We start from the raw sequence: 24,282 nt of genomic DNA, 5'->3' as shown, positions 1-24,282 counted from the left end.
CACGAAATGACAAGCGCGGGAACGGCGGAGCAGAGAACAGAATGTCGGACGTCACGATCAAACAACTCGCCCAGGTACTGGGCATGCCGGTCGACAAGTTGCTGACGCAGCTTGGCGAAGCGGGCATGAAATTCTCCGACCAGGAGCAGGTCATCAGCAGCACCGAGAAGGTGAAACTGCTCGGATTCCTGCGCCGAACCCACGGCAAGGCCGAAGCCGCCGCCGAGGTTGCGGATGCGGCACCGCGCCAGATCACCCTGCGACGACGCACGGTGGGCGAATTGAAGGTGGCCGGCTCCGGTGGTCGTGGCGCCGCCGGCCCCGCCAAGACGGTCAACGTGGAAGTGCGCGCCAGGCGCACCTACGTCAAGCGCAGCGTGATTGCCGAGGAGGCCAGCGCCGAACCCGAGCGCGAGGAGGCCGTGCGCAAGCTGCAGGAATCGCAGCAGCAGCGCGAGCGCGAGGAGCGCGAACGGCTGGATTCCGAGCAGCGCCGCGAGAAGGACGCGCGCCAGCGCGAGCTCGACGAACAACAGCGCCAGGAAGAAGCCCGGCGTGCCGAAACGGCCGCCGAAGCGCAGAGCGCGGCGGATCTCGCCGAACCCGCGCCGGAAGCGCCTGCCGAGGAGCCGGTGGTCGCCAGCGAACCCGTCGACGAGGAGCCGGGCGTGCAGCGCATGGACCAGCGCGAGCTGGGCATGATCCTTCCGCGCATCCACGAGCCGCGCAAGCGCGAAAAACTGGTCAAGCCGCCCGCCCCGGCACCGGCTCCCGCACCGGCGCCCGCGCCGGCAGCGAGCGATGCGGCTCGCGGCGGCAAGGCACGGCATGGCCGCGAGCGCAGCGAGGACGTCGGCAGCAAGCACGAGCGCGACGGCAGCAAGCGCTTCGCCGGCGGCCAGATGCACCTCAGCGAGGCCGATCGCGCACGCCGCTCATCCTCCAGCACCAAACGCGGCAAGGGCGGGCGCAGTGGCGGTCGCGACCTGCTGGCGCGCGGCAGCGGCGTGTCCGGCGGAACGCACGGGTTCTCCCGCCCCACCGCACCGGTGGTGCGCGAGGTGGTGGTGAGCGACACCAACGTGGTGGCCGATCTCGCCCAGAAGATGGCGGTGAAGGGCTCCGAGGTGGTGAAAGCCCTGTTCAAGATGGGCGTGATGGCGACGATCAACCAGACCGTCGACCACGACACCGCCGTGCTGGTGGTCGAGGAACTCGGCCATACGCCGGTGGCGGACAACCAGAACAACGCCGAGGAGACGCTCGCGGCGCATACCCAGAACATCGAGCTGGAAGGCGAGAAGGTTCCGCGGCCGCCGGTAGTGACGATCATGGGCCACGTCGACCACGGCAAGACCTCGCTGCTCGACTACATCCGGCGCACCAAGGTGGCATCCGGCGAAGCCGGCGGCATCACCCAGCACATCGGCGCGTACCACGTGAAGACCTCGCGCGGCGTGATCACCTTCCTCGACACCCCGGGCCACGCGGCGTTCACCTCGATGCGCGCCCGCGGTGCGCAGTCGACCGACATCGTGATCCTGGTGGTGGCTGCCGACGACGGCGTCAAGCCGCAGACGATCGAGGCGGTCAAGCATGCCCGCGCGGCCAACGTGCCGATCATCGTGGCGGTCAACAAGATGGACAAGGACGGCGCCAACCCCGACAACGTGAAGCAGGGCCTGGTTGCACAGGAAGTGGTGCCGGAAGACTGGGGCGGCGACGTGCAGTTCGTGCCGGTGTCGGCCAAGACCGGCATGGGCATCGAGGAACTGCTCGAAGCGATCTCGATCCAGGCCGAGGTGATGGAGCTCAAGGCGGTGGCCGACGGCCGCGCCTCCGGCGTGGTGATCGAATCCAGCCTGGATCGCGGCCGCGGTCCGGTGGCCACCGTGCTGGTTCAGCAGGGCACGTTGCGCAAGGGCGACTTCGTGGTCTGCGGCATCGAGTACGGGCGCATGCGCGCGTTGATCAACCAGTCCGGCAAGCAGGTAGACGAAGCCGGTCCGTCGATTCCGGTGCAGGTGCTCGGTCTGTCCGGCGTGCCCGAGACCGGCGACGATTTCGTCTGCGTCGAGGACGAGCGTCTGGCCCGCGAAGTGGCGCAGGAGCGTGAGCTCAAGCGGCGCGAGACGCGGATGGTCAGCAAGAGCAACCGTCTGGAAGACATCATCGCCAAGATGGGCCAGGGCGACGAGCAGCAGACGCTCAACATCCTGGTCAAGGGCGACGTGCAGGGGTCGGTGGAGGCCTTGCGCGAGTCGCTGACCCAGATCGGCAACGAGCGCGTGCGGGTCAACGTGGTGTCCTCCGGCGTGGGCGGCATCAACGAATCCGACGCCACGCTCGCCGCTGCGTCCAAGGCGCTGGTGATCGGCTTCAACGTCCGTGCCGACGCATCGGCGCGCAAGGTGATCGAAACCAATGGCCTGGACGTGCGTTACTTCTCGATCATCTACGACGTGATCGATCAGGTCACCCAGGCGGCCACCGGCCTGCTCGGCATGGAAGTGCGCGAGGACATCATCGGCATCGCCGAGGTGCGCGACGTGTTCCGCAGTTCCAAGTTCGGCGCCGTGGCCGGTTGCATGGTCACCGAGGGCCACGTCAAGCGCAGCAAGCCGATCCGCGTGCTGCGCGACAACGTGGTGGTGTTCGAGGGCGAGCTGGAATCGCTGCGTCGCTTCAAGGACCTCGTGGAAGAAGTCCGCAGCGGCATGGAGTGCGGCATCGCCGTCAAGCAGTACAACGACGTCAAGGTCGGCGACCAGATCGAATGCTTCGAGCGCACGGAAGTGGCTCGCACCTTGTGATGCCTGCGGCATCGCAAGGTGCGAGCGGGAATAGGGAATAGGGAATCGGGAATAGTCAGAGCGGCTGTCCCGACTTCCCTGGCCTCCATGCTCCCGTGACGCACCTTTGCCTTTCCGATTCCCTATTCTCGATTCCCTATTCCCGGCTTTCCAATCATGCCTTCCCGCGATTTCAAACGTACCGACCGCATCGGAGCCGAGCTGCGCCGCGAGCTTGGGCTGCTGGTGCATGCCGCGGTGCGCGACCACGGCCTGCCGTCGGTGAGTGTTTCCGATGTCGAGATCACCCGGGACCTGGACTGGGCGACGGTGTGGGTCACCGCGCTGGTACCGGAGCAGGGTTTGCCGGCGGTGAAGGCGCTCAACCAGATGGGGCACGAGATTCGCCACGCGCTGGCGCACAGCGGCATGCGCATGCGGCGCGTGCCCGAACTGAAGTTCAAGTACGACGATTCGGTCGACAAGGGCGAGCGCATCGAACGCCTGCTGCGCGAACAGGCGGATGCACCCAAGCCGGACGATGACGCCAACGCGGTCTGAGCCTGGCGGCACGAATGCGCAAACCACCCCGCATCCAGTACCGCGACCTGCACGGGATCGTGCTGCTCGACAAGCCGATCGGCTTGAGCTCGAACCAGGCCCTGCAAGGCGTCCGCCGGCTGTTGCGCGCGGCCAAGGGCGGCCACGCCGGTGCGCTCGACCCGCTGGCCAGCGGTCTGCTGCCCTTGTGTTTCGGCGAGGCCACCAAGCTGGCCGGCACCTTGCTCGGCGCCAGCAAGGGTTATCTGGCTGAATGCCGGCTCGGCATCAGCACCGACACCGGTGACCGCGAGGGCGAGGTGATCGCACGCCAGCCGGTGCCCCGACTCGACCCTGAGCTGATCGAAGCCGCGCTGGCACCGCTGCGTGGAGCGATCCGTCAGGTGCCGCCGATGTATTCGGCGCTCAAGCAGGATGGCGAAAGACTGTACGTGAAGGCGCGCCGCGGCGAGTCGGTGGAACGGCCGGCGCGCGAGGTGGTCGTGCATCGACTGGAGCTGCTCTCCCGCGACAGCGACACCTTGCAGTTGCTGGTGGAATGCGGCTCGGGAACCTATGTGCGCTCGCTGGCGACGGATCTGGGTGCCACCCTGGGTTGCGGCGCGCACCTGACTTCGCTGCGGCGCACCTGGGTGGATCCCTTCCGCGATCCGCGCATGGTCACCATGGCCGAACTCGAGCAGGCAGCGGAGCAGGGCGACGAGGCCTTGCTGTGCCATCTGCTGCCGGTGGCTGAGGGTCTGCGCGACCTGCCGTCGGTTCACCTGGACGAGGCGCAGGCGATGGCCGTTTCGCGTGGCCAGCCGATCCAGCTTGACCCCTCGGTACCCGCCGGTCGCTGCGCGGCATTCGCGCCCGATGGTGCCTTGCTCGCCGTGCTCGAACTGGACGACATGCGCCGCAGCCGCATCCTGCGCGGCTTCAACCTGCCGCCAGCGGGCGGATTTGCCTGAAAAGCGGGCTGCGCACTTGTTGTAACACCACTGGCATCAGTAGAATAGACAAGTTATTTCAACGCTTTCACTCCAACCAGGGCGAAGCTTGCGCTTGCGTCATCTCGCGATGATGCAAGCGCAAGCTTCGCATCGCCTTTCAAGGAAACGTACAACCATGTCCCTTACCGCAGAACAGACCAGCAAGATCATTGCTGATTTCGGCCGCGTGCCGAACGATACGGGCTCGACTGAAGTCCAGGTGGCCCTGCTGTCCGCCCGCATCGACCATCTCACCGGTCACTTCAAGGATCACATCCAGGACCACCACTCGCGTCGTGGCCTGCTCAAGCTCGTCAACCAGCGCAAGCGCCTGCTCAGCTACCTGAAGGATCGCGATCTTGCGCGCTACCAGACCCTGATCGAACGCCTCGGCCTGCGCCGGTAACGCTGGGCGCCGTTCGCGGACGCGAGGATCATGCAGCGCCCGTGCGCGGGCGCCTTTCCCAATTCAGATCAGGAAACAGTCACGTGGCAAAAGTAACCAAGTCATTCCAGTACGGTAATCACGAAGTCACGCTGGAGACGGGCGAAATTGCCCGCCAGGCATCCGGTGCGGTCATGGCCAGCATGGGCGGCACCGTGGTGCTGGTCACCGCCGTCGCCGCGACGAAGCAGAAGGAAGGCCAGGATTTCTTCCCGCTCACCGTCGACTACGTCGAGAAGTTCTATTCCGCCGGCCGCATTCCCGGCGGCTTCTTCAAGCGCGAAGGCCGTCCGACCGAGAAGGAGACGCTGACCTCGCGCCTGATCGATCGCCCGGTGCGCCCGCTGTTCCCGGATGACTTCAAGAACGAAGTGCAGGTCATCGCCCAGGTCGTCTCGCTGAACCCGGAAGTGGACGGCGACATCGTGGCCCTGCTCGGCGCCTCCGCCGCGCTCAGCCTGGCCGGCATCCCGTTCAAGGGCCCGATCGGCGCCGCCCGCGTCGGTTACGCCAACGGCAAGTACCTGCTGAACCCGTCGACCACCGAGCTGAAGACCTCCCAGCTGGACCTGGTCGTCGCCGGTACCGCCGGCGCCGTGCTGATGGTGGAATCCGAAGCGCAGCTGTTGTCCGAGGACGTGATGCTCGGCGCGGTGATGTTCGGCCACCAGCAGATGCAGACCGCCATCCGCGCGATCGCCGAACTGGCCACCGAGGCCGGCAAGCCGTCGTGGGACTGGCAGGCACCGGCGCGCAACGAGTCGCTGGCCGCTGCCGTCAAGGGCGCGGTCGGCGACCAGCTGGCCGCCGCGTTCCAGGTGCGCGACAAGCTCGAGCGTCGCGACGCGATCTCCGCGATCAAGGCCGACGTGCTGGCCGGGCTCAAGGCACAGGCCGAAGAAAACGGCTGGTCCACCGCCGCGATGGCCAAGGAATTCGAGGAGCTCGAATACCACACCATGCGCGACAGCGTGCTGAAGACCAAGGTGCGCATCGACGGCCGCCAGCTCGACGACGTGCGTGCGATCACCGCCCGTGTCGGCGTGCTGCCGCGGACGCATGGTTCGGCGCTGTTCACCCGCGGCGAGACCCAGGCGCTGGTCGTCATCACCCTGGGCACCACGCGTGACGCGCAGATCATCGACGCTCCCGGCGGCGAGTCGAAGGACCCGTTCCTGTTCCACTACAACTTCCCGCCGTTCTCGGTGGGCGAAGCCGGTCGCTTCGGCGCGCCGAAGCGTCGCGAGATCGGTCACGGCCGTCTTGCCAAGCGTGGCGTGCAGGCGGTCAAGCCGAGCATCGAGGAGTTCCCGTACGTGGTGCGCGTGGTCTCGGAAATCACCGAGTCCAACGGTTCCTCGTCGATGGCCTCGGTGTGCGGTTCCTCGCTGGCGATGATGGATGCCGGCGTGCCGCTGAAGGCGCCGGTGGCGGGTATCGCCATGGGCCTGGTCAAGGAGGGCAACGACTTCGTCGTGCTGTCCGACATCCTGGGCGACGAGGATCACCTAGGCGACATGGACTTCAAGGTGGCCGGCAGTGCCGAAGGCATCTCCGCGCTGCAGATGGACATCAAGATCGACGGCATCACCGAGGAGATCATGAAGGTGGCGCTGGAACAGGCCAAGCGCGGCCGCCTGCACATCCTCGGCGAAATGGGCAAGGCGCTCAGCACCGCCCGCACCGAGATGAGCGAGTTCGCCCCGCGCCTGATCACCATCAAGATCCACCCGGACAAGATCCGCGAAGTGATCGGCAAGGGCGGCGCCACCATCCGCTCGATCACCGAAGAGACCGGCACCACGATCGACATCAGCGATGACGGCACCATCATCATCGGCTCGGTCAATCGCGAGGCGGGCGAAGCGGCCAAGAAGCGCATCGAGCAGATCACTTCCGACGTCGAGCCGGGCCGCATCTACGAGGGCAAGGTCGCCAAGCTGATGGACTTCGGCGCGTTCGTGACGATCATGCCGGGCAAGGACGGTCTGGTGCACGTATCGCAGATTTCCGACGAGCGCGTCGAAAAGGTCTCCGACAAGCTCAAGGAAGGCGACATCGTCAAGGTCAAGGTGCTGGAAGTCGACAAGCAGGGCCGCATCCGCCTGTCGATGAAGGCCGTGACCGAGGAAGAGCGCGCCAGCGTCTGAACTCCGCCACGAGGCAATTCCGCAAGGCCCGGCCCATGCCGGGCCTTGCGCGTTTCGGGGCCGGTGATTTTGTGCAACCTGCTTTTGCTAGGATGGATGGACCTTGCGCGAGGATGCACCGATGGCCGATCCGGCGAACGATTTCATCAGGGATTACCAGGCGCTGGCACAGCAGTCGTGGGACGCCTGGACGCGCCAGTTCCAGCAGCCTCCCGCGGCCAATCCGTTCGCGCCGCCCCCGGCGCCTGCCGCGGGCAATGACATGCTGGAACGCACCCTGGCCGGGCTGAAGGGATACTTCGACTGGATGCAGGCAGCGGCCAGCGGCGGCGCGGCCCAGCCGGCCACCGACTGGCGTCAGCAATTGCAGCAGATGTTCGGTGGAGCCAGTCAGCCGTTCGCGCAGGCTTTCGGCGGCATCGACACTGCCGGCGCGGAGGGCTTCGCGCGGCAATGGCAGTCCTGGCTGCAGGCGGCCCAGCGCGGTGGTTTCGGTGAGCTGTCGGGCTTGCAGGGGCCGACCCCGGCATTCGGCCTGAACCGCGAGCAGCAGATGCAGCAGCAAGCCCTGGCCACGGCCTTGCTGGAGTCGATGCGGGCATCCGCCCGCTATCAGGAACTGATCCAGCGCGCCAACGCGCAAGGCATGCAACGCCTGCAGGCGCGGTTGGCCGAACCGGGGCGCCAGGTCGATTCGCTCAAGGGGCTGTACGACTTGTGGGTGGACGCCTCCGAAGAGGCTTATGCGGGAATCGCGCTGTCCGACGAGTTCCGCGATGCCTATGGCGAGATGGTCAACACGCAGATGCGTGTGCGCCAGCTCCAGCAACAGCAGACCGAGCAGATGTGCCAGCAGCTCGGCGTGCCCACGCGCAGCGAAGTGTCCAGCCTCGGTGAACGCCTGCAGGCGCTGCGCCGCGAATTCCGTGCCAATCTGGCCGATGGGTCCGCCGACCATGCCGGGGAGATCATGGCCTTGCGCCGGGAACTCGCGGCGTTGAAGCGCCGGCTCGCCGATCGTCCGGCGGTACCCGCAGTGAAGAAGCGCGCCGCTGCCAAGCCTGCGGTCGCCGTGAAGAAGGCGCCGGCGAAAGCGGCGCGCAAGCCCACCAGCCCGTCCAAATCGGGCTCCGGCCAGCGCAAGCGCAAATAAGGAGAGCAGCCATGCAGACACCATTGCGCATCGACCCGACCCAGGCCCTGGCCGACATCGCCACCTTCCAGCGCAAACTGGCCGCCGGCATGGCCAACCTGCGCAACATGCGCGAGCCGGAATACGCCAATACCCCGCGCGAGCTGGTCTACAGCGAGGACAAGCTGAAGGTCTGGCACTTCACCGGCCACGGCAAGGCGACCTCGAAGACCCCGCTGCTGATCGTCTACGCCCTGGTCAACACGGTGTGGATGACCGACCTGCAGGCCGACCGCTCGATGGTGCGCAACCTGCTGGAGCAGGGCGAGGATGTCTACCTGATCGACTGGGGCTATCCCGACGGCGCCGACCGCTGGCTGACCCTGGACGACTACATCAACGGCTACCTCGACCGCTGCGTCGACGTGGTACGCAAACGCCACGGTCTCGACGCGATCAACCTGCTCGGCATCTGCCAGGGCGGCGCGTTCTCGCTGTGCTATACCGCGCTGCACCCGGACAAGGTGAAGAACCTGATCACCATGGTCACCCCGGTGGATTTCCACACGCCGGACAACATGCTGTCGCACTGGTGCCGCCGCATGGACGTGGACCTGTTCGTCGACACCATGGGCAACATCCCGGCCGGGTTGATGAACTACGTCTACCTCACGCTGAAGCCGCTGCGGCTGAACCAGCAGAAGTACATCGGCATGGTGGACATCCTCGACAACCCGACGGAGCTGGAAAATTTCCTGCGCATGGAGCGCTGGATCTTCGACTCGCCCGACCAGGCCGGCGAGGCGTTCCGCCAGTTCATCAAGGATTTCTACCAGGGCAACAAGCTGGTCAAGGGCACGCTGGACATCGGCGGTCAGAGCGTGGATCTGGGCATGATCACCCAGCCGGTGCTGAACATCTTCGCCGAGCAGGATCACCTGGTGCCGCCGGATGCCTCGCACGCACTGGGCAAGCACGTGGGCACCACCGACTACACCCAGCTCGCATTCAAGGGCGGCCACATCGGCATCTACGTGTCCGGCCGCGCCCAGCGCGAGGTGCCGCCGGCGATCCACCAGTGGTTGCGCCAGCGCGACTGAATCGCGCGCCCGCACGTGATCGCCTCTCGTGCGGAATCCACGCACGACAGGCGATAATCACCGGATGACCACATCCGCCGATACCCACGATTCCATCCGCGCCGTGCAGTGGCAAGGCGATCACCTGCGCCTGCTCGACCAGCGCCTGCTGCCGGGCGAGGAACGCTGGATCGACTGCCGCGATGCGGCCCAGGTCACCCAGGCCATCCGCGACCTGGCCGTGCGTGGCGCGCCGGCCATCGGCATTGCCGCCGCCTGGGGCGTGGCGATGGCGGCACAGCAGGGCGTTCCGCTGGAACCGGTATTGGCGCAGTTGCGCGCGGCCCGGCCCACGGCAGTGAACCTGATGTGGGCATTGGACCGGATGAAAAAACGCATCGCTGCCGGTGCCGATGCCGGTGCGCTGTTGCACGAGGCGCAGCTGATCCAGGACGAGGATCTGGCTGCCAATCGCCGCATGGGCGAGCTCGGTGCAGCACTGATCGCGCCGGGCTCGGGCGTGCTGACCCATTGCAACACCGGTTCGCTGGCCACCGCCGGTTACGGTACCGCGCTCGGGGTGATCCGCGCCGGCGTCGCCGCCAACCGGATCGCGCGCGTCTATGCCGGCGAGACGCGTCCGTGGCAGCAAGGCGCGCGGCTGACCATGTGGGAACTCGTACGCGAGGGCATCCCCGCCCGGCTGATCGCCGACTCTGCCGCCGCGCACCTGATGAAATCCGGCGCCGTGCAGTGGGTGATCGTCGGTGCCGACCGCATCGCGGCCAACGGCGACACCGCCAACAAGATTGGCACCTACCAACTGGCGATCAGCGCGAAATACCATGGCGTCAAGTTCATGGTGGTGGCGCCGTCGTCGACGGTGGACATGGCGACCGCCAACGGCGAGGAGATCGAGATCGAGCTGCGCGACCCGGCCGAGCTTCTGTCCAGCGGGGGCAGGCGCGTGGTGGTGGAGGGAGCGCAGGCATGGAATCCGGTTTTCGACGTCGCACCCGCCGAGCTGATCGACGCGATCGTCACCGAGCGCGGCGTGATCGAGCGACCTGACACCCTGTCGATGCAGGCCTTGTTCGGCCATTGATTCCCCGGGTTCCGATGCGGCATCCGGCCGTCCTTGCGGCGCTTGCCGTGTTCGCCCGCTGGTTGCCGAGACGACCTCGCTGGGGGCCTGCGCGTCCGGCGCGTTGCTCAATTCTTGAGCACATTTCCGATGGCCTCGCGCCGGTCTCGCGATGGCAATACAAGTCATTGATTTCAAAAGCTTAAAACCTGTCATTTTGCAGCCATCCATGCTACAATCCAGCGGTTCATTTCGGGTCGCTCGCGCACGCGCTTGAGACGCGGCGCCAGCGTCCTTTTTTTGTCTCCAGGGAAGCCAATCCATGGCAGAAACCGCCAAAGAAATCATTCGCGTCAACATCGAAGACGAGATGCGGCAGAGCTACCTCGATTACGCGATGAGCGTGATCATTGGCCGCGCGCTTCCCGATGTACGCGATGGACTCAAGCCGGTGCATCGTCGCGTATTGTTCGCGATGAACGAACTCGGCAACGTGTGGAACAAGCCGTACAAGAAGTCGGCCCGCGTGGTCGGCGACGTCATCGGCAAATACCATCCGCACGGCGACCAGTCGGTGTATGACGCGATCGTGCGCCTGGCGCAGCCGTTCTCGCTGCGCTACATGCTGGTCGACGGCCAGGGCAACTTCGGCTCGGTCGACGGCGACAGCGCCGCCGCCATGCGTTACACCGAGGTGCGCATGTCGCGGCTCAGCCACGAGCTGCTGGCCGACATCGACAAGGAAACCGTCGACTTCGGCCCGAACTACGACGAGAGCGAGCACGAGCCGCTGGTGCTGCCCACGCGCGTGCCGAACCTGCTGGTGAACGGTTCGGCCGGCATCGCGGTCGGCATGGCCACCAACATCCCGCCGCACAACCTCAACGAGGTAATCGCGGCGACCATCGCGCTGATCGACGAGCCCGCGCTGTCGATCGACGAATTGATGCATTACATCCCGGGCCCGGACTTCCCGACCCACGGCATCATCAATGGCTCCTCCGGCATCATCGAGGCCTACCGCACCGGTCGCGGCCGCATCCTGGTGCGCGCGAAGGCGGAGATCGAAACCGAGTCGAACGGCCGCGAGACGATCATCGTCCACGAGCTGCCGTACCAGGTGAACAAGGCGCGGCTGATCGAAAAGATCGCCGAGCTGGTCAAGGAAAAGAAGCTCGAAGGCATCAGCGAGCTGCGTGACGAGTCCGACAAGGACGGCATGCGCGTCGTCATCGAGATCCGCAAGGACGCGATGGGCGACGTGGTGCTGAACAACCTGTTCCAGCAGACCCAGCTGCAGGTCACCTTCGGCATCAACATGGTGGCGCTGCTGGACGGCCAGCCGAAGCTGCTGAACCTCAAGGACATCCTCGAAGCGTTCATCCGCCACCGGCGCGAGGTGGTCACCCGCCGCACCATCTTCGAGCTGCGCAAGGCCCGCGCCCGCGCGCACATCCTCGAAGGCCTCACTGTCGCACTGGCCAACATCGACGAGATGATCGAGCTGATCAAGACTTCGGCGTCGCCGGCCGAGGCGCGCGAGCGCATGCTGGCCAGGAAATGGCAGCCGGGCGTGGTCGGCGCGCTGTTGTCGGCGGCCGGTGCCGGTGCCTCGCGACCGGAGGACATGGACCCGCGCGATGGCCTGAAGGCCGATGGCTACCAGTTGTCCGACGTGCAGGCGCAGGAAATCCTGGCGATGCGGCTGCACCGCCTTACCGGCCTGGAACAGGAAAAGCTTTCCGACGAGTACCGCCAGATCCTGGAAACCATCCGCGGCCTGATCGAGATCCTGGAGAACCCGGACCGCCTGCTGCAGGTGATCCGCGAGGAGCTGGAAGCGATCAAGGCCGAGTTCGGCGACGCGCGTCGCACCGAGATCCAGCATTCGCAGGAGGACCTCAACGTCCTCGACCTGATCGCCCCGGAAGACATGGTGGTCACGCTGTCGCACACCGGCTATGTCAAGCGCCAGCCGGCCAGCACCTACCGCTCGCAGCGGCGCGGCGGCAAGGGTCGCTCGGCCTCGGCGCTGAAGGACGAGGACGTGGTCGAGCAGCTGTGGGTGGTCAACACGCACGACACCCTGCTCACCTTCACCAGCACCGGCCGCGTCTACTGGCTCAAGGTCTACCAGATTCCCGAGGCCGGTCCCGGCGCGCGCGGCAAGCCGATCATCAACCTGCTGCCGCTGGGCGAGGGCGAAAAGGTGCAGGCGGTGCTGCCGATCCGCGAGTATACGGAAGATCGCTTCGTGTTCTTTGCCACCAAGCACGGCACGGTGAAGAAAACCCCGCTGACCGAATTCGCGTTCCAGCTGCAGAAGGGCAAGCTGGCGATCAAGCTGCACGACGACGACGCACTGGTCAACGTCGAGCTGACCGACGGCGACAGCGACATCCTGCTGTTCGCCTCCAACGGCAAGGTCAATCGTTTCGACGAGAACACCGTGCGCTCGATGGGCCGCACCGCCGCGGGCGTGCGCGGCATGAAACTGGTCGGCGGCGCCGAGGTGGTATCGCTGATCGTGGCGGCGGAAGGCGACATCCTCACCGCCACCGCGCGGGGCTACGGCAAGCGCACCGAACTGGCCGAGTTCACCAAGAAGGGCCGTGGCACGCAGGGCGTCATCGGCATCCAGTGCTCCGAGCGCAATGGCGCGCTGGTCGGCGCGGTGCAGGTCACCGAGGCGCACGAGCTGATGCTGATCTCCGACCAGGGCACCCTGGTGCGCACGCGCGTGGCGGAAGTCTCGCAACTGGGCCGCAATACCCAGGGCGTCACCCTGATCAAGCTGCCCGCCGACGAAACGCTGGTCAGCGTGATGCGGCTGGACGCGGAAGAGGACAACGGCGACGAGGCCGTCGTCGAGTCCGGGGATGCGCCGGTCGGCGAAGCGGGTGAGGGCGCCACGGGAGACGCTTCCGCGGGCGAGTGATCCCGCTGTGGTGAAACGAACAGGCCCCGGCATGGCCGGGGCCTGTTCGCGTTCATGGCATGCCGCGCGTCGGTCAGCGATGGTCCAGCGTGACACCGGTCAGCAGGCCCCGGGCCAGCATGCTGCATTGACGCCGGTACACCAGAAGCTGCCACTGGCGTCCGCCGACCTGGCGCCACAGCACCGCCGAACGCACCGCGGCGAGCAGGTTGGCGCGCACTTTCTCGACCACGGCCGGTTGCTGCAGCTGCTGCGGATTGCCGCTGACCATCACCCGCGGCCGCAAGGTGGACAGCGTGGAGGCATACAGCTCGGCGAGACGGCCGCTGACCTGGCTCGAATCCTGTCCGAAATGCTCGACCTGGCGCTGCGCCGCCTGGATGCCCTGCTGCAGCTTCTCCAGCAGCTCCGGGCGGCCGGCAAGGCTGCGTTCCAGCCGCATCACGGTGACCACCATGCGGGTAACCGACATGTCGCGATCGCTCTCGTCGAGCTGGGCGACCAGGTTGCGCAGGCCGAGTCGCACGCCCGAGACGCCACCGTACACGGCCACCACCGAGGGCGCGTCGATGCGGAAGATGCTGGCCACGCCCGCCTGCATGGCGATCTCGTCGCAGCGTCCGTCGTTGGCCAGTTGCTGGGCCAGCGAGCAGGCCTGAAACAATCCGGCCAGGGCGAGTACGCGTTCCTCGTTCATGCCTAGGGTTTCAAACACGGATTTGCGATTCCTTGAGTTGCGCTGTGGTGGTGAGGATGAAGGCTGGCAGCAAGCCGCCGTAGGCGGCATCGGTTGCCATGATCACCGCGCCGCCGAGACAGACCTCGCCAGCGTAGAAAACGACCGATTGACCCGGCGTGACGGCACGCTGCGGCACATCGAACGTGACGGCAAGACCGGTCTCGCCGACGCTGACCGAGCACGCCTGGTCGGTCTGACGGTAGCGCGTGCGCGCCGTGCAGCGAAACTCGGTGCCCGGCGGCTCGCCGGCGATCCAGTGTGGTGCCTCGGTATGCAATCGCCGCGACAGCAGCCAGTGGTTCTCGCCGCCCTGGGCGACGACCAGCACGTTGGCCGCCACGTCCTTGCCCACCACGAACCACGGCTCGCCGCTGGCGCCATGCCGGCCGCCGATGCCGAGTCCGTTGCGCTGGCCCAGGGTGTAATACATCACCCCCTGGTGTTCGCCGACCCGCCGGCCGTCGGGCGTGCGCATCTCGCCCGGGCGTGCGGGAATGTACCGCGCCAGGAAGCTGCGGAAGTCGCGCTCGCCGATGAAGCAGATGCCGGTGGAATCCTTCTTCGCATGGGTCGGCAGCGCCGCCTCGCGGGCCAGTTCGCGCACGCGCGGCTTCTCGATCCCGCCCAGCGGAAACAGCGTGGCGGCCAGTTGCTGCTGGCCCAGCGCATGCAGGAAATAACTCTGGTCCTTGGCCGCGTCCGTCGCCCGCAGCAGCCGGTGGCGTCCGTCCACGCAATCGACGCGGGCGTAATGGCCGGTGGCGATCTTTTCCGTGCCGAGCGTGCGAGCCTCGTCGAGGAAGGTCTTGAACTTGATCTCGCGATTGCACAGCACGTCCGGATTGGGTGTGCGGCCGGCGCGGTATTCGGCAAGAAAGTGCTCGAACACGCCATCCCAGTACTCCGCCGCGAAGTTGCGCGCGTGGAACGGGATGCCCAGGCGGCCACAGACCGCCACCGCGTCCTTGCGGTCCGCGTCGCTGGTGCACGGACCGTCGCGGTCGTCCTCTTCCCAGTTCTGCATGAACAGGCCTTCGACCTCGTGGCCCTGCCGTTGCAGCAACAAGGCAGCCACCGACGAATCGACACCGCCGGAGACGCCCAGCATCACCTTCATCCGCGCGACCCTCCCGGCACCCAGCTCAGGCTGGCCAACGGCAGTCGCTGGCCGGCCAGCCAGGCGTCGATGCTGGCCAGCACCAGCGGGCTGCGCAGGCGCTCGCCGAGGCCGGCGATTTCGTCGCGAGTCATCCACAAGGCGCGGCGGATACCGGTGTCCAGCGGCCGATCGGCGTCGTGCCCGAGTGCCCGGGCGGCGAAACTGAAGCGGATCACTGCCTCGCCGTGCTCGCTGCTGCGCCATTGCTGCACGCCGATCAGGTGCTGCGGCTCGACCGTCCAGCCGGTTTCTTCCAGGGTCTCGCGCACGGCCGCGGCGGCCAGCGTTTCGCCGTCCTCCAGGTGCCCGGCCGGCTGGTTGCAGACCAGTCGGCCGGCAACCTCCTCCTCCACCATCAGGTAGCGCCCGGCCTCAGCCACCACGCACGCCACGGTGACGTGCGGGCGCCAGATCTCGGGGCGGGGCTTGGGGTCGGCCATGAAAATTCAGGGGTGGAAAAGTGTCCATTGTGCCACTACCTGCAGTAAACGCCGACGCGCCGGGCACGATTGGCGGCGGCGTATACTTCAACCGAAAGCGAATGCCTCCCACGACACCATGGCCAACGAAAACGAACACGAACAAGACAGCGGCCGCGGCCTGGCGCTGGAAACCGCCAAGCCGGAAGTGGCACGACCGCCGCTGTTCCAGGTGCTGCTGCTGAACGACGATTTCACACCGATGGATTTCGTGGTGGAAGTGCTGCGCAATTTCTTTACCCTGGACCAGGAACAGGCGGTGCAAATCATGTTGCACGTGCATACCCGCGGACGCGGCGTGTGCGGCGTGTTCACGCGGGAAGTGGCAGAAACCAAGGTCACCCACGTCAACGAGTATTCCCGCTCGCACCAGCATCCGTTGTTGTGCACTATGGAAAAGCTCTGAACGCCCCCATTTCGTGCCCATCGCGGCGCTGAAGGCCGCCCAACAAGCTAGCGGAGACGATCCGAATGTTCAGCAAGGATCTGGAAGTCACCATCGGCCACTGCTACAAGCAGGCCCGCGAACAGCGTCATGAGTTCATGACGGTGGAACACCTGCTGCTGGCGCTGACGGAGAACCAGTCGGCGCTCGGCGCACTGCGCGCCTGCGGCGTCGACCTGCCGCGCATGGCCGGCGAGCTGACCCGCATCATCGGCGAGACGGTGCCGGTGCTGCCGCCGGGCGACGAGCGCGACACGCAGCCCACGCTGGGCTTCCAGCGGGTGCTGCAGCGCGCCGTCTACCACGTGCAGTCGTCCGGCCGAAAGGAGGTCACCGGCGCCAACGTGCTGGTGGCGATCTTCGGGGAGAAGGATTCGCATGCGGTGTTCTTCATGCACCAGCAGGAGATCACCCGGCTCGACGTGGTCAACTACATCTCGCACGGCATCGCCAAGATCGGCGACGAGCCGGCCGCCGGCGTGTCCGGCGGCGAGCGCGAGGGCGAGGAGGGCGGCGAGCCCAAGGGCAACCCGCTGCACGAGTTCGCCAGCAACCTCAACGAACTGGCGCTGGAAGGCAAGATCGACCCGCTGATCGGGCGCGCCGACGAGATCGAGCGCACCATCCAGGTGCTCTGCCGCCGGCGCAAGAACAATCCGCTGTATGTCGGCGAGGCCGGCGTGGGCAAGACTGCGCTGGCCGAGGGCCTGGCCAAGCGCATCGTCGACGGCGAAGTGCCCGAGGTGCTGGAGAGCGCCACGATCTGGGCGCTGGATCTCGGTGCCCTGGTGGCCGGTACCAAGTACCGTGGCGATTTCGAGAAGCGCCTGAAGAGCGTGATCGCGCAGCTCAAGAAGCAGCCCGGTGCGATTCTGTTCATCGACGAGATCCACACGATCATCGGCGCCGGCTCCGCCTCGGGCGGCACCATGGATGCCTCGAACCTGATCAAGCCGATGCTGGCCTCGGGCGAACTGCGCTGCATCGGTTCGACCACGTTCCAGGAATACCGCGGCGTGTTCGAGAAGGACCGTGCGCTGGCCCGCCGCTTCCAGAAGATCGACGTGGTCGAACCGACCGTGGCCGACAGCGTGGAGATCCTCAAGGGCCTGCGTTCGCGCTTCGAGGAACACCACCATGTCGCCTACACCAACGACGCGCTGAAGGCGGCCGTCGACCTGTCGGTGAAGCACATCCCCGACCGGCTGCTGCCGGACAAGGCGATCGACGTGATCGACGAGGCCGGCGCACGCCAGCGACTGCTGCCGGAAGACAAGCGCACCGGTACCGTGGACGTCAGCGAAGTCGAGTACATCGTGGCCAAGATGGCGCGGATTCCGGAGAAGCAGGTCTCCGCCTCCGATCGCGACGTGCTGCGCAACCTCGAGCGCAACCTCAAGATGGTGGTGTTCGGGCAGGACCCGGCGATCGAGGCGCTGGCCGCGTCGATCAAAATGGCCCGCTCGGGCCTGGCCGACCCGTCCAAGCCGATCGGCTGCTTCCTGCTGGCCGGCCCCACCGGCGTGGGCAAGACCGAGGTGACCAAGCAGCTGGCGATGCAGCTCGGCATCGAGATGATCCGTTTCGACATGTCCGAGTACATGGAAGGGCATTCGGTGTCGCGGCTGGTCGGTGCGCCTCCGGGCTACGTCGGTTTCGACCAGGGCGGCCTGCTGACCGAGGCGGTGACCAAGCACCCGCACGCGGTGCTGCTGCTGGACGAGATCGAGAAGGCGCATCCGGACGTGTTCAACATCCTGCTGCAGGTGATGGACCGCGGCGTGCTGACCGACACCAACGGCCGCGAGGCGAACTTCAAGAACGTGGTGGTGGTGATGACCACCAACGCGGGCGCGGCGATCGCGGCGCGGCGCAGCATGGGCTTCGTCGAGCAGAAGCACGAATCGGACGCGATGGAAGTGATCCGCCGCATCTTTACGCCGGAGTTCCGCAACCGGCTGGACGCGATCATCCAGTTCGCCGCGCTCGACTTCGAGCACATCCTGCGCGTGGTCGACAAGTTCCTGATCGAGCTGGAAAGCCAGCTGACCGAGAAGCGGGTGAGCCTGGACGTGGATGCCGACGCCCGCCGCTGGCTGGCCGAGCACGGCTTCGACCCGCAGATGGGCGCACGGCCGATGGCGCGGGTGATCCAGGAGAAGGTGAAGCGCGCGCTGGCCGACGAGCTGCTGTTCGGCAAGCTGGTCGACGGCGGCGTGGTCAAGCTGAGCGTGGCCGACGGCGAACTGAAGGTGGAGTGCAAGGCCGTCGCCAAGCTCCCGGCCATCGTTGAGTAACGGCCCGCTGAGGGCTGGCTCCACAACGCAAAAGCGGCGCCATGCGCCGCTTTTGTCATATCGGTACGTCGATCCCGTCGGGGCCGCCTACTTCATGCGGTAGGTGATGCGTCCCTTGCTCAGGTCGTACGGGGTCATCTCGATCTTGACCTTGTCGCCCGTGAGGATACGGATGTAGTGCTTGCGCATGCGCCCGGAGATGTGCGCGATCACCACGTGACCGTTCTCCAGCTGCACGCGGAACATGGTGTTGGGCAGGGTCTCCTGGACCGTGCCTTCCATTTCGATGACGTCGTCTTTGGCCATATGTCCCGGGCTTCACGCGCAGCCGAGATGGCTGCGTAAGCCGTCGATTATGCCACGAATGGCGGCGTGGTTAAAGAATCATCAAGGCCGTCGCAAGTTCAGGCAAACAGCTCCTCCAGCTTGCGCCGGATCTCCTGTTCGATCATGCCGGTCAGCGGCGTCAGCATCATGCCCAGCCTCGCCTGCACGTCGATTGCCTCGCGCTCCACGGCAATGGAACCGGTGACACCGGGGCGCGAGAAACCCAGGGTGTCGCCTTGCCAGTCGCCGGCCAGGCCGAACTTCTCGTGCATGCGCGCGGCCACCTGCTCGACGCGGGCGCGGGCCTCGGCGATCGACAACTGGTGGGCGCGGCGAATATGGATGCTCGGCATGGCATGCTTCCGGCAAAGCGGCCATCTTACTGCGATGCAGGCGCATGGTAGAGTCTCGCGATTGATCGACCTGGCACGCCATGCGCATCGAATTTCCCAATGCCGCTCGCGAGGATTTCCGCTGGACGCAGGCGCGACTGTGCATCGGCAGCGACGCCGCCAATGACCTGGTGCTGGCCGCCGGCCAGGCGGCCGCGCGGCACGTTCGCATCGAGCAGGATCGTCGCGGCTGGGTGCTCCAGGTGCTGCCCTCGGCCGACCGCATCTACGTCAACGCCAGGCCCGTGCGCGAGCGTGCGCTGGTGCGTCCGGGCGACGTCGTCAGCATCGGCGATTGCCGCATGTTGCTGCGCGACGACGACGATCCCGCGCTGCGTGAGCCGCGTCAGGTCCCGGCGCACGAACGCTGCATCGTGGCGCTGCGCGCGGTCGCCGGACCGCTGTCCGGGCGGCTGCTGCCAGTGCAGGATGGGCTCGAGTTCGGTCCCGCCGGCCGTTGCCTGCCGGGCCTGCCGGCGGGCGAGGCGGTGGGCTTGCGCATCGGCTGGCAGGAGGGCCGGCTGATGCTGGAGTCGACCCTGCCCTCGGCGCGGCATCCGTTGCGGGTGAACGGCGTCGCGACGCAATGCGTGGCGCTGCAGGACGGCGACCAGATTGGCGTGGCGATGCACCGCTTCGTGCTCGAGGCTCCTGGCATGGAACCCAAACCGGAACCGGTCGAATCCGCGCCGCGGGCGACGCCCTTGCCCGAGGCAGCGGCCGGGCCTTCCGGCGAGGTGTGGTGGCTGATCGCCACGGCTGCCGCGCTGGCGCTGGCCATCGCCTTGGTGCTGCTGGTGCGCTTCTGAGCACTGGTTGACGAAAGCATGTTGCGCCGCGGCATAATGCGGAACAACCTCGACGCCGCAGGAAACCCCGTGAGCAGAGTCTGGAATTTCAGTGCCGGTCCCGCCGCGCTGCCGCTGGCCGTGCTCGAACGTGCCCGCGACGAGCTGACCGACTGGCAGGGCAGCGGCGCTTCGGTGATGGAGCAGTCCCATCGCGGCAAGCGCTTCATCGCCATGGCCGCGCAGGCCGAAGCGGACTTGCGCGCGCTGGTGGGTATCCCTGCTGACCATGCCGTGCTGTTTCTGCAGGGCGGCGCGACGCAGCAGTTCGCCCAGATCCCCATGAACCTGGCGGGCGAGGGGGAAAGCGCCGACTACATCGACAGCGGCCACTGGAGTGCCAAGGCGATCAGCGAGGCAGCGCCGTACGTGCGGGTCAACGTGGCCGCCAGCGCGAAGGCCGCCGGCTATCGGCAGCTGCCGCCGCGCGAAAGCTGGCAGCTCGATCCGCGCGCCGCCTATGTGCACTACACGCCGAACGAAACCATCCACGGCGTGGAGTTCCCCGACGTGCCCGAGACAGGCGAGGTGCCATTGGTCGCGGACATGTCCTCCAACATCCTGTCCGCGCCACTGGACGTGCGCCGATTCGGCCTGGTCTATGCCGGTGCGCAGAAGAACATCGGCCCCTCCGGACTGGTGCTGATGATCATCCGTCGCGACCTGCTCCAACGAGCGGGCCGGCCGATGGCGCGGATCTTCCGCTATGCCGACCATGCCGCGGCCGACTCGATGTTGAACACCCCGAACACCTGGGGCTGGTATCTTGCCGGGCTCACTTTCCAGTGGCTGCTGGCGCAGGGCGGGCTGGCCGCGATGGGTGCAGCCAACCGCGCCAAGGCCGACTTGCTGTACACGAGCATCGACGGCTCCGGCGGCTACTACCGCAACCCGGTGGAGCCGACCGCGCGTTCGCGCATGAACGTGCCATTCACCCTGCATGACAGTGCGCTGGATGCGCCATTCCTGCAGGAGTCCGAGGCCGCCGGGCTGCTTGCGCTGAAGGGGCACAAGGCAGTGGGCGGGATGCGCGCATCGCTGTACAACGCCGTGCCGCTGGAGGCGGTCGAGGCGCTGGTCGCTTTCATGCGCGACTTCGCCACGCGCCATGGTTGAACATCATTCGCGGAGCATGGGATGCTCGCGTGCAAATGGACTTCTTTCCATCCAGACGGCCAAGGCATGAACGACCCCAAGACTCCGCTTAGCGAGATGCGCGAGCGCATCGACAGCATCGACCGGCAGATCCAGCAGCTCATCTCCGAGCGCGCCAACCATGCCCGCACGGTGGCGAAGGTGAAGGGCGAGGGGCTTTCGGCGATCGACTACTACCGCCCCGAGCGCGAGGCGCACGTGCTGCGCATGGTGGTGGACCGCAACCAGGGGCCGCTGTCCGATGCCGAGATGGTGCGCCTGTTCCGCGAGATCATGTCCTCCTGCCTGGCGCAGGAAGACCCGTTGAAGATCGGCTTCCTCGGCCCGGAGGGCACCTTCAGCGAACAGGCCGTGCGCAAGCATTTCGGCCATGCCGCCTACGGCCTGCCGCTGGGCAGCATCGAGGAAGTGTTCCAGGAGGTCGCCGCCGGGCACGCCGATTTCGGCGTGGTGCCGGTGGAGAACTCGGGGCAGGGCATGATCCAGGTGACGCTGGACATGTTCCTCACTTCCGAGGCCACCATCTGCGGCGAGATCGAGCTGCGCGTGCACCAGTGCCTGCACTCGCGCAGCGGCAGGCTGGAAGACGTGCATCGCATCTACGCACATGCTCAGTCGCTGCAGCAGTGCAAAACCTGGTTGCGCATCAACCTGCCCGACGTCGAGTGCATCGCGGTGTCGAGCAATGCCGAGGCGGCTCGGCTGGCGTTGCATGCCGATGATGTCGCGGCGATCGCCGGCGAAAGCGCAGGCAAGGTCTATCGGCTGAAGACGGTGGCGCAGGGCATCGAGGACCGCGCCGACAACACCACGCGCTTCCTGGTGATCGGCCGCACGCTGTTCCCGCCCTCGGGCAACGACCGCACCTCGCTGCTGGTCACGGTCAACGACAAGCCGGGAGCACTGTACGACGTGCTCAGCCCGTTCGCGAAGCACGGCATCAGCCTGAACCGGATCGAGTCGCGCCCGGCGCACACCGGCAAGTGGCAGTATGCATTCTTCATCGATGTGTCCGGCCACATTGACGACGATGCGCTGCAGGCCGCCGTGCGCGACATCGGCGAGTCGGCCGCGTCGATCCGCGTGCTCGGCTCCTACCCGGTGGCCTTGCCTTGAGCGCACGGCTGGACTGGCTCAGCGGCGCAGGTGGTCCCTTGCACGGCAGCATCGCCGTGCCGGGCGACAAGTCGATCTCGCATCGGGCGCTGATGCTGGCGGCCATCGCCGAGGGGCGTTCGCATATTCGCGGCTTTCTCGAGGGTGAGGACACGCGCGCCACGGCCGCGGTACTGGCCCAGCTCGGCGTGCGCATCGAAATTCCGACGGAGGGTGAACGCGTCATTCACGGCGTCGGCCTGCACGGCCTGCATGCCGCCACGCAGCCGCTGGACTGCGGCAATGCCGGTACCGGCATGCGTCTGCTCGCTGGCTTGCTCGCGGCGCAGGCGTTCGACAGCGTGCTGGTGGGCGATGCTTCGCTGTCGAAGCGACCGATGCGCCGGGTGACCGACCCGCTGGCGCGGATGGGCGCGCGCATCGACAGCCAGGACGGCCTGCCGCCCCTGCGGCTTCACGGCGGCAACACCCTGCGCGGCATCCGCTACGAGTTGCCGGTGGCCAGCGCCCAGGTGAAGTCCGCCCTGCTGCTGGCCGGCCTGTATGCACAAGGCACGAGCGAGATTCTCGAACCGCACCCGACCCGCGACTACACCGAACGCATGCTGGCCGCGTTCGGATGGCCGATCGAGTTCACGCCGGGTCGTGTCCGGCTCGACGGTGGCCACGCCTTGCGTGCGGTCGACGTCGAGGTGCCGGCGGACTTCTCGTCGGCGGCATTCTTCCTGGTTGCCGCCAGCATCGTGCCGGGTTCGCAACTGCGCCTGCCGGGGATAGGCCTCAATCCACGCCGCACCGGCTTGCTGCAGGCACTGCGCCTGATGGGCGCGGACATCGTGGTGGAGCGGGAACGCGAGGCCGGCGGAGAGCCGGTGGGCGACCTGGTGGTCCGCCATGCGCCGTTGCATGGCATCGAGTTGCCCGTCGCGCTGGTGCCGGACATGATCGACGAACTCCCCATCCTGTTCATCGCTGCTGCCGCGGCGTCGGGACGCACGGTGGTCCGCGGCGCGGCCGAGTTGCGGGTGAAGGAATCCGACCGCATCGCCACCATGGCGGCGGGCATGCGCGCGCTGGATGTGGCGATCGAGGAGACCCCGGATGGCGCGGTCATCGACGGCGGCCCGATCGGCGCCGGCACGGTGGAAAGCCTCACCGACCATCGCATCGCGATGAGCTTCGCGGTGGCCGGCTTGCGCGCGACCGGGCCGGTGCGGATCAACGACTGCCGCCACGTGGCCACCTCGTTCCCCGGCTTCCGTGAGCTGGCCAACGGCTGCGGGTTTGCCCTGCGCGAGGCGTGCTGAACCTGGCGCGGCACTCGTTGTATCGTGATCGTCCGCGCCGGCGCGCACCCCAAGGATTGACCGATGTCGCTTTCCCGCTCGTTCATCGTGGCCATCCCGGCCCGGCATGGCTCGACCCGGTTGCCGGGCAAGCCCCTGCGTGACATCGGCGGGCTGCCGATGGTCGTGCGCGTGGCGCAGCGCGCACTGCAGGCAGGCGCCGGCCGTGTCGTGGTGGCAGTGGACGACGAGCGCATCGCCGAGGCGCTGGCCGGCCAGCGCGAGGTGCAGATCTGCATGACCCGCCGCGACCACGCCTCCGGCAGCGATCGGCTGGCCGAATGCGCGGAGCAGCTCGGCTGGGCCGACGACAGCATCGTGGTCAACCTGCAGGGCGACGAACCGTTCGCGCCGGCCGCCGGCATTCGCGCCGTTGCCCAGGCGCTGGCGGGCGACGACGCACCGATGGCCACACTGGCCACGCCGATCATCGACGCCGAGGAGCTGTTCGACCCGAACGTCGTGAAACTGGTGCGCACCGGCAACGGGCGCGCGCTGTATTTCAGCCGTGCGCCGATGCCGTGGGCGCGCGATGCGTTCGCGACGGATCGGCACACGCTGCCGTCCGGCACGCCGTTCCTGCGCCACATCGGCATCTATGCCTATCGGGCCGGGTTCCTGCGTAGCTACACGCAGTTGCCGCGCACCCCGCTGGAACAGACCGAATCGCTGGAGCAGTTGCGCGTGCTCGAACACGGCCACGCGATCGCCGTGCGGCTGACGCCCGAGCCGTTTCCCCCGGGCATCGACACCGAGGCGGATCTGGAACGCGCCGAGCTGTGGTTGCGCTCGCACCGGTGAGGCTCCATATCGGGAGCGTCGCC

General features: G+C 66.9%; 21 protein-coding genes. 16 read left to right on the top strand and 5 right to left on the bottom strand.

The window, feature by feature from the left end:
* Positions 1 to 41 precede the first annotated feature (41 nt).
* The 9 genes from infB (at position 42) to gyrA (ending at position 13,155) form a co-directional block, all read left to right on the top strand.
* Entirely contained in the window at positions 42 to 2,813 is a 2,772-nt protein-coding gene (gene infB, locus ACFCQI_RS16955) for a translation initiation factor IF-2 (RefSeq protein WP_395118586.1), read from the top strand.
* A gap of 156 nt (positions 2,814 to 2,969) precedes the next feature.
* Complete coding sequence (gene rbfA / locus ACFCQI_RS16950; protein WP_395118584.1) at positions 2,970 to 3,353, top strand: 30S ribosome-binding factor RbfA; 384 nt, start codon at positions 2,970 to 2,972, stop codon at positions 3,351 to 3,353.
* A 14-nt stretch (positions 3,354 to 3,367) separates the two neighbouring features.
* A complete protein-coding gene (truB, locus tag ACFCQI_RS16945) occupies positions 3,368 to 4,306 on the top strand; it encodes a tRNA pseudouridine(55) synthase TruB (protein ID WP_395118582.1) in 939 nt (312 codons plus the stop codon).
* Positions 4,307 to 4,463: 157 nt separating this feature from the next.
* Complete coding sequence (rpsO, locus tag ACFCQI_RS16940) at positions 4,464 to 4,733, top strand: 30S ribosomal protein S15 (RefSeq protein ID WP_136257158.1); 270 nt, start codon at positions 4,464 to 4,466, stop codon at positions 4,731 to 4,733.
* Between the two features lie 83 nt (positions 4,734 to 4,816).
* Positions 4,817 to 6,922, top strand: a complete 2,106-nt coding sequence (gene pnp / locus ACFCQI_RS16935) for a polyribonucleotide nucleotidyltransferase (protein WP_395118580.1) — start codon at positions 4,817 to 4,819, stop codon at positions 6,920 to 6,922.
* 121 nt (positions 6,923 to 7,043) lie between these two features.
* Positions 7,044 to 8,075, top strand: coding sequence for a poly(R)-hydroxyalkanoic acid synthase subunit PhaE (locus ACFCQI_RS16930; RefSeq protein ID WP_395118578.1), 1,032 nt, complete (start codon positions 7,044 to 7,046; stop codon positions 8,073 to 8,075).
* Between the two features lie 11 nt (positions 8,076 to 8,086).
* Positions 8,087 to 9,154, top strand: a complete 1,068-nt coding sequence (locus tag ACFCQI_RS16925; RefSeq protein ID WP_395118576.1) for a class III poly(R)-hydroxyalkanoic acid synthase subunit PhaC — start codon at positions 8,087 to 8,089, stop codon at positions 9,152 to 9,154.
* 64 nt (positions 9,155 to 9,218) lie between these two features.
* On the top strand, positions 9,219 to 10,238 hold the full coding sequence (mtnA, locus tag ACFCQI_RS16920) for an S-methyl-5-thioribose-1-phosphate isomerase (RefSeq protein WP_395118574.1): 1,020 nt from the start codon (positions 9,219 to 9,221) through the stop codon (positions 10,236 to 10,238).
* A 301-nt stretch (positions 10,239 to 10,539) separates the two neighbouring features.
* Positions 10,540 to 13,155, top strand: a complete 2,616-nt coding sequence (gene gyrA / locus ACFCQI_RS16915; protein WP_395118572.1) for a DNA gyrase subunit A — start codon at positions 10,540 to 10,542, stop codon at positions 13,153 to 13,155.
* A gap of 73 nt (positions 13,156 to 13,228) precedes the next feature.
* Here the strand turns inward: gyrA and hflD are convergent, their stop codons facing one another.
* The 3 genes from hflD to ACFCQI_RS16900 are packed head-to-tail and all read right to left on the bottom strand — an operon-like array spanning position 13,229 to position 15,493.
* Entirely contained in the window at positions 13,229 to 13,852 is a 624-nt protein-coding gene (gene hflD / locus ACFCQI_RS16910; RefSeq protein ID WP_395121391.1) for a high frequency lysogenization protein HflD, read from the bottom strand.
* A 10-nt stretch (positions 13,853 to 13,862) separates the two neighbouring features.
* A complete protein-coding gene (gene mnmA / locus ACFCQI_RS16905; protein WP_395118570.1) occupies positions 13,863 to 15,011 on the bottom strand; it encodes a tRNA 2-thiouridine(34) synthase MnmA in 1,149 nt (382 codons plus the stop codon).
* The gene (locus ACFCQI_RS16900) at positions 15,008 to 15,493 is read right to left on the bottom strand and encodes an NUDIX hydrolase (RefSeq protein ID WP_395118568.1); all 486 of its coding nucleotides are present in this window, start codon (positions 15,491 to 15,493) and stop codon (positions 15,008 to 15,010) included. Before ACFCQI_RS16900 ends, mnmA begins: the two co-directional genes overlap by 4 nt.
* Before the next feature lie 118 nt (positions 15,494 to 15,611).
* Here ACFCQI_RS16900 and clpS point away from each other — a divergent pair, with 118 nt between their 5' ends.
* Together clpS and clpA are read left to right on the top strand one after the other, a co-directional pair.
* Entirely contained in the window at positions 15,612 to 15,938 is a 327-nt protein-coding gene (gene clpS / locus ACFCQI_RS16895; protein WP_395118566.1) for an ATP-dependent Clp protease adapter ClpS, read from the top strand.
* A 65-nt stretch (positions 15,939 to 16,003) separates the two neighbouring features.
* A complete protein-coding gene (clpA, locus tag ACFCQI_RS16890; protein WP_395118564.1) occupies positions 16,004 to 18,274 on the top strand; it encodes an ATP-dependent Clp protease ATP-binding subunit ClpA in 2,271 nt (756 codons plus the stop codon).
* A gap of 87 nt (positions 18,275 to 18,361) precedes the next feature.
* Here the strand turns inward: clpA and infA are convergent, their stop codons facing one another.
* Positions 18,362 to 18,580, bottom strand: a complete 219-nt coding sequence (infA, locus tag ACFCQI_RS16885; protein WP_007081871.1) for a translation initiation factor IF-1 — start codon at positions 18,578 to 18,580, stop codon at positions 18,362 to 18,364.
* A gap of 98 nt (positions 18,581 to 18,678) precedes the next feature.
* Positions 18,679 to 18,954, bottom strand: a complete 276-nt coding sequence (locus ACFCQI_RS16880) for a polyhydroxyalkanoic acid system family protein (protein ID WP_395118562.1) — start codon at positions 18,952 to 18,954, stop codon at positions 18,679 to 18,681.
* An 80-nt stretch (positions 18,955 to 19,034) separates the two neighbouring features.
* Here ACFCQI_RS16880 and ACFCQI_RS16875 point away from each other — a divergent pair, with 80 nt between their 5' ends.
* The 5 genes from ACFCQI_RS16875 to kdsB all read left to right on the top strand — a co-directional run bounded on the left by ACFCQI_RS16875 (position 19,035) and on the right by kdsB (position 24,259).
* Complete coding sequence (locus tag ACFCQI_RS16875; protein ID WP_395118560.1) at positions 19,035 to 19,802, top strand: FHA domain-containing protein; 768 nt, start codon at positions 19,035 to 19,037, stop codon at positions 19,800 to 19,802.
* A gap of 69 nt (positions 19,803 to 19,871) precedes the next feature.
* Complete coding sequence (gene serC / locus ACFCQI_RS16870) at positions 19,872 to 20,957, top strand: 3-phosphoserine/phosphohydroxythreonine transaminase (RefSeq protein WP_395118558.1); 1,086 nt, start codon at positions 19,872 to 19,874, stop codon at positions 20,955 to 20,957.
* 66 nt (positions 20,958 to 21,023) lie between these two features.
* A complete protein-coding gene (gene pheA, locus ACFCQI_RS16865; RefSeq protein WP_395118556.1) occupies positions 21,024 to 22,112 on the top strand; it encodes a prephenate dehydratase in 1,089 nt (362 codons plus the stop codon).
* Positions 22,109 to 23,419, top strand: coding sequence for a 3-phosphoshikimate 1-carboxyvinyltransferase (gene aroA, locus ACFCQI_RS16860; RefSeq protein ID WP_395118554.1), 1,311 nt, complete (start codon positions 22,109 to 22,111; stop codon positions 23,417 to 23,419). Before pheA ends, aroA begins: the two co-directional genes overlap by 4 nt.
* Before the next feature lie 63 nt (positions 23,420 to 23,482).
* A complete protein-coding gene (kdsB, locus tag ACFCQI_RS16855; protein ID WP_395118552.1) occupies positions 23,483 to 24,259 on the top strand; it encodes a 3-deoxy-manno-octulosonate cytidylyltransferase in 777 nt (258 codons plus the stop codon).
* Positions 24,260 to 24,282: the final 23 nt, after the last annotated feature.

The sequence above is a fragment of the Rhodanobacter sp. FW102-FHT14D06 genome (genome assembly GCF_043950705.1).
Taxonomy (GTDB): Bacteria; Pseudomonadota; Gammaproteobacteria; order Xanthomonadales; family Rhodanobacteraceae; genus Rhodanobacter.
Note: the sequence above shows the minus strand (reverse complement) of the source record. Positions and strands in the feature narration are given on the sequence as shown.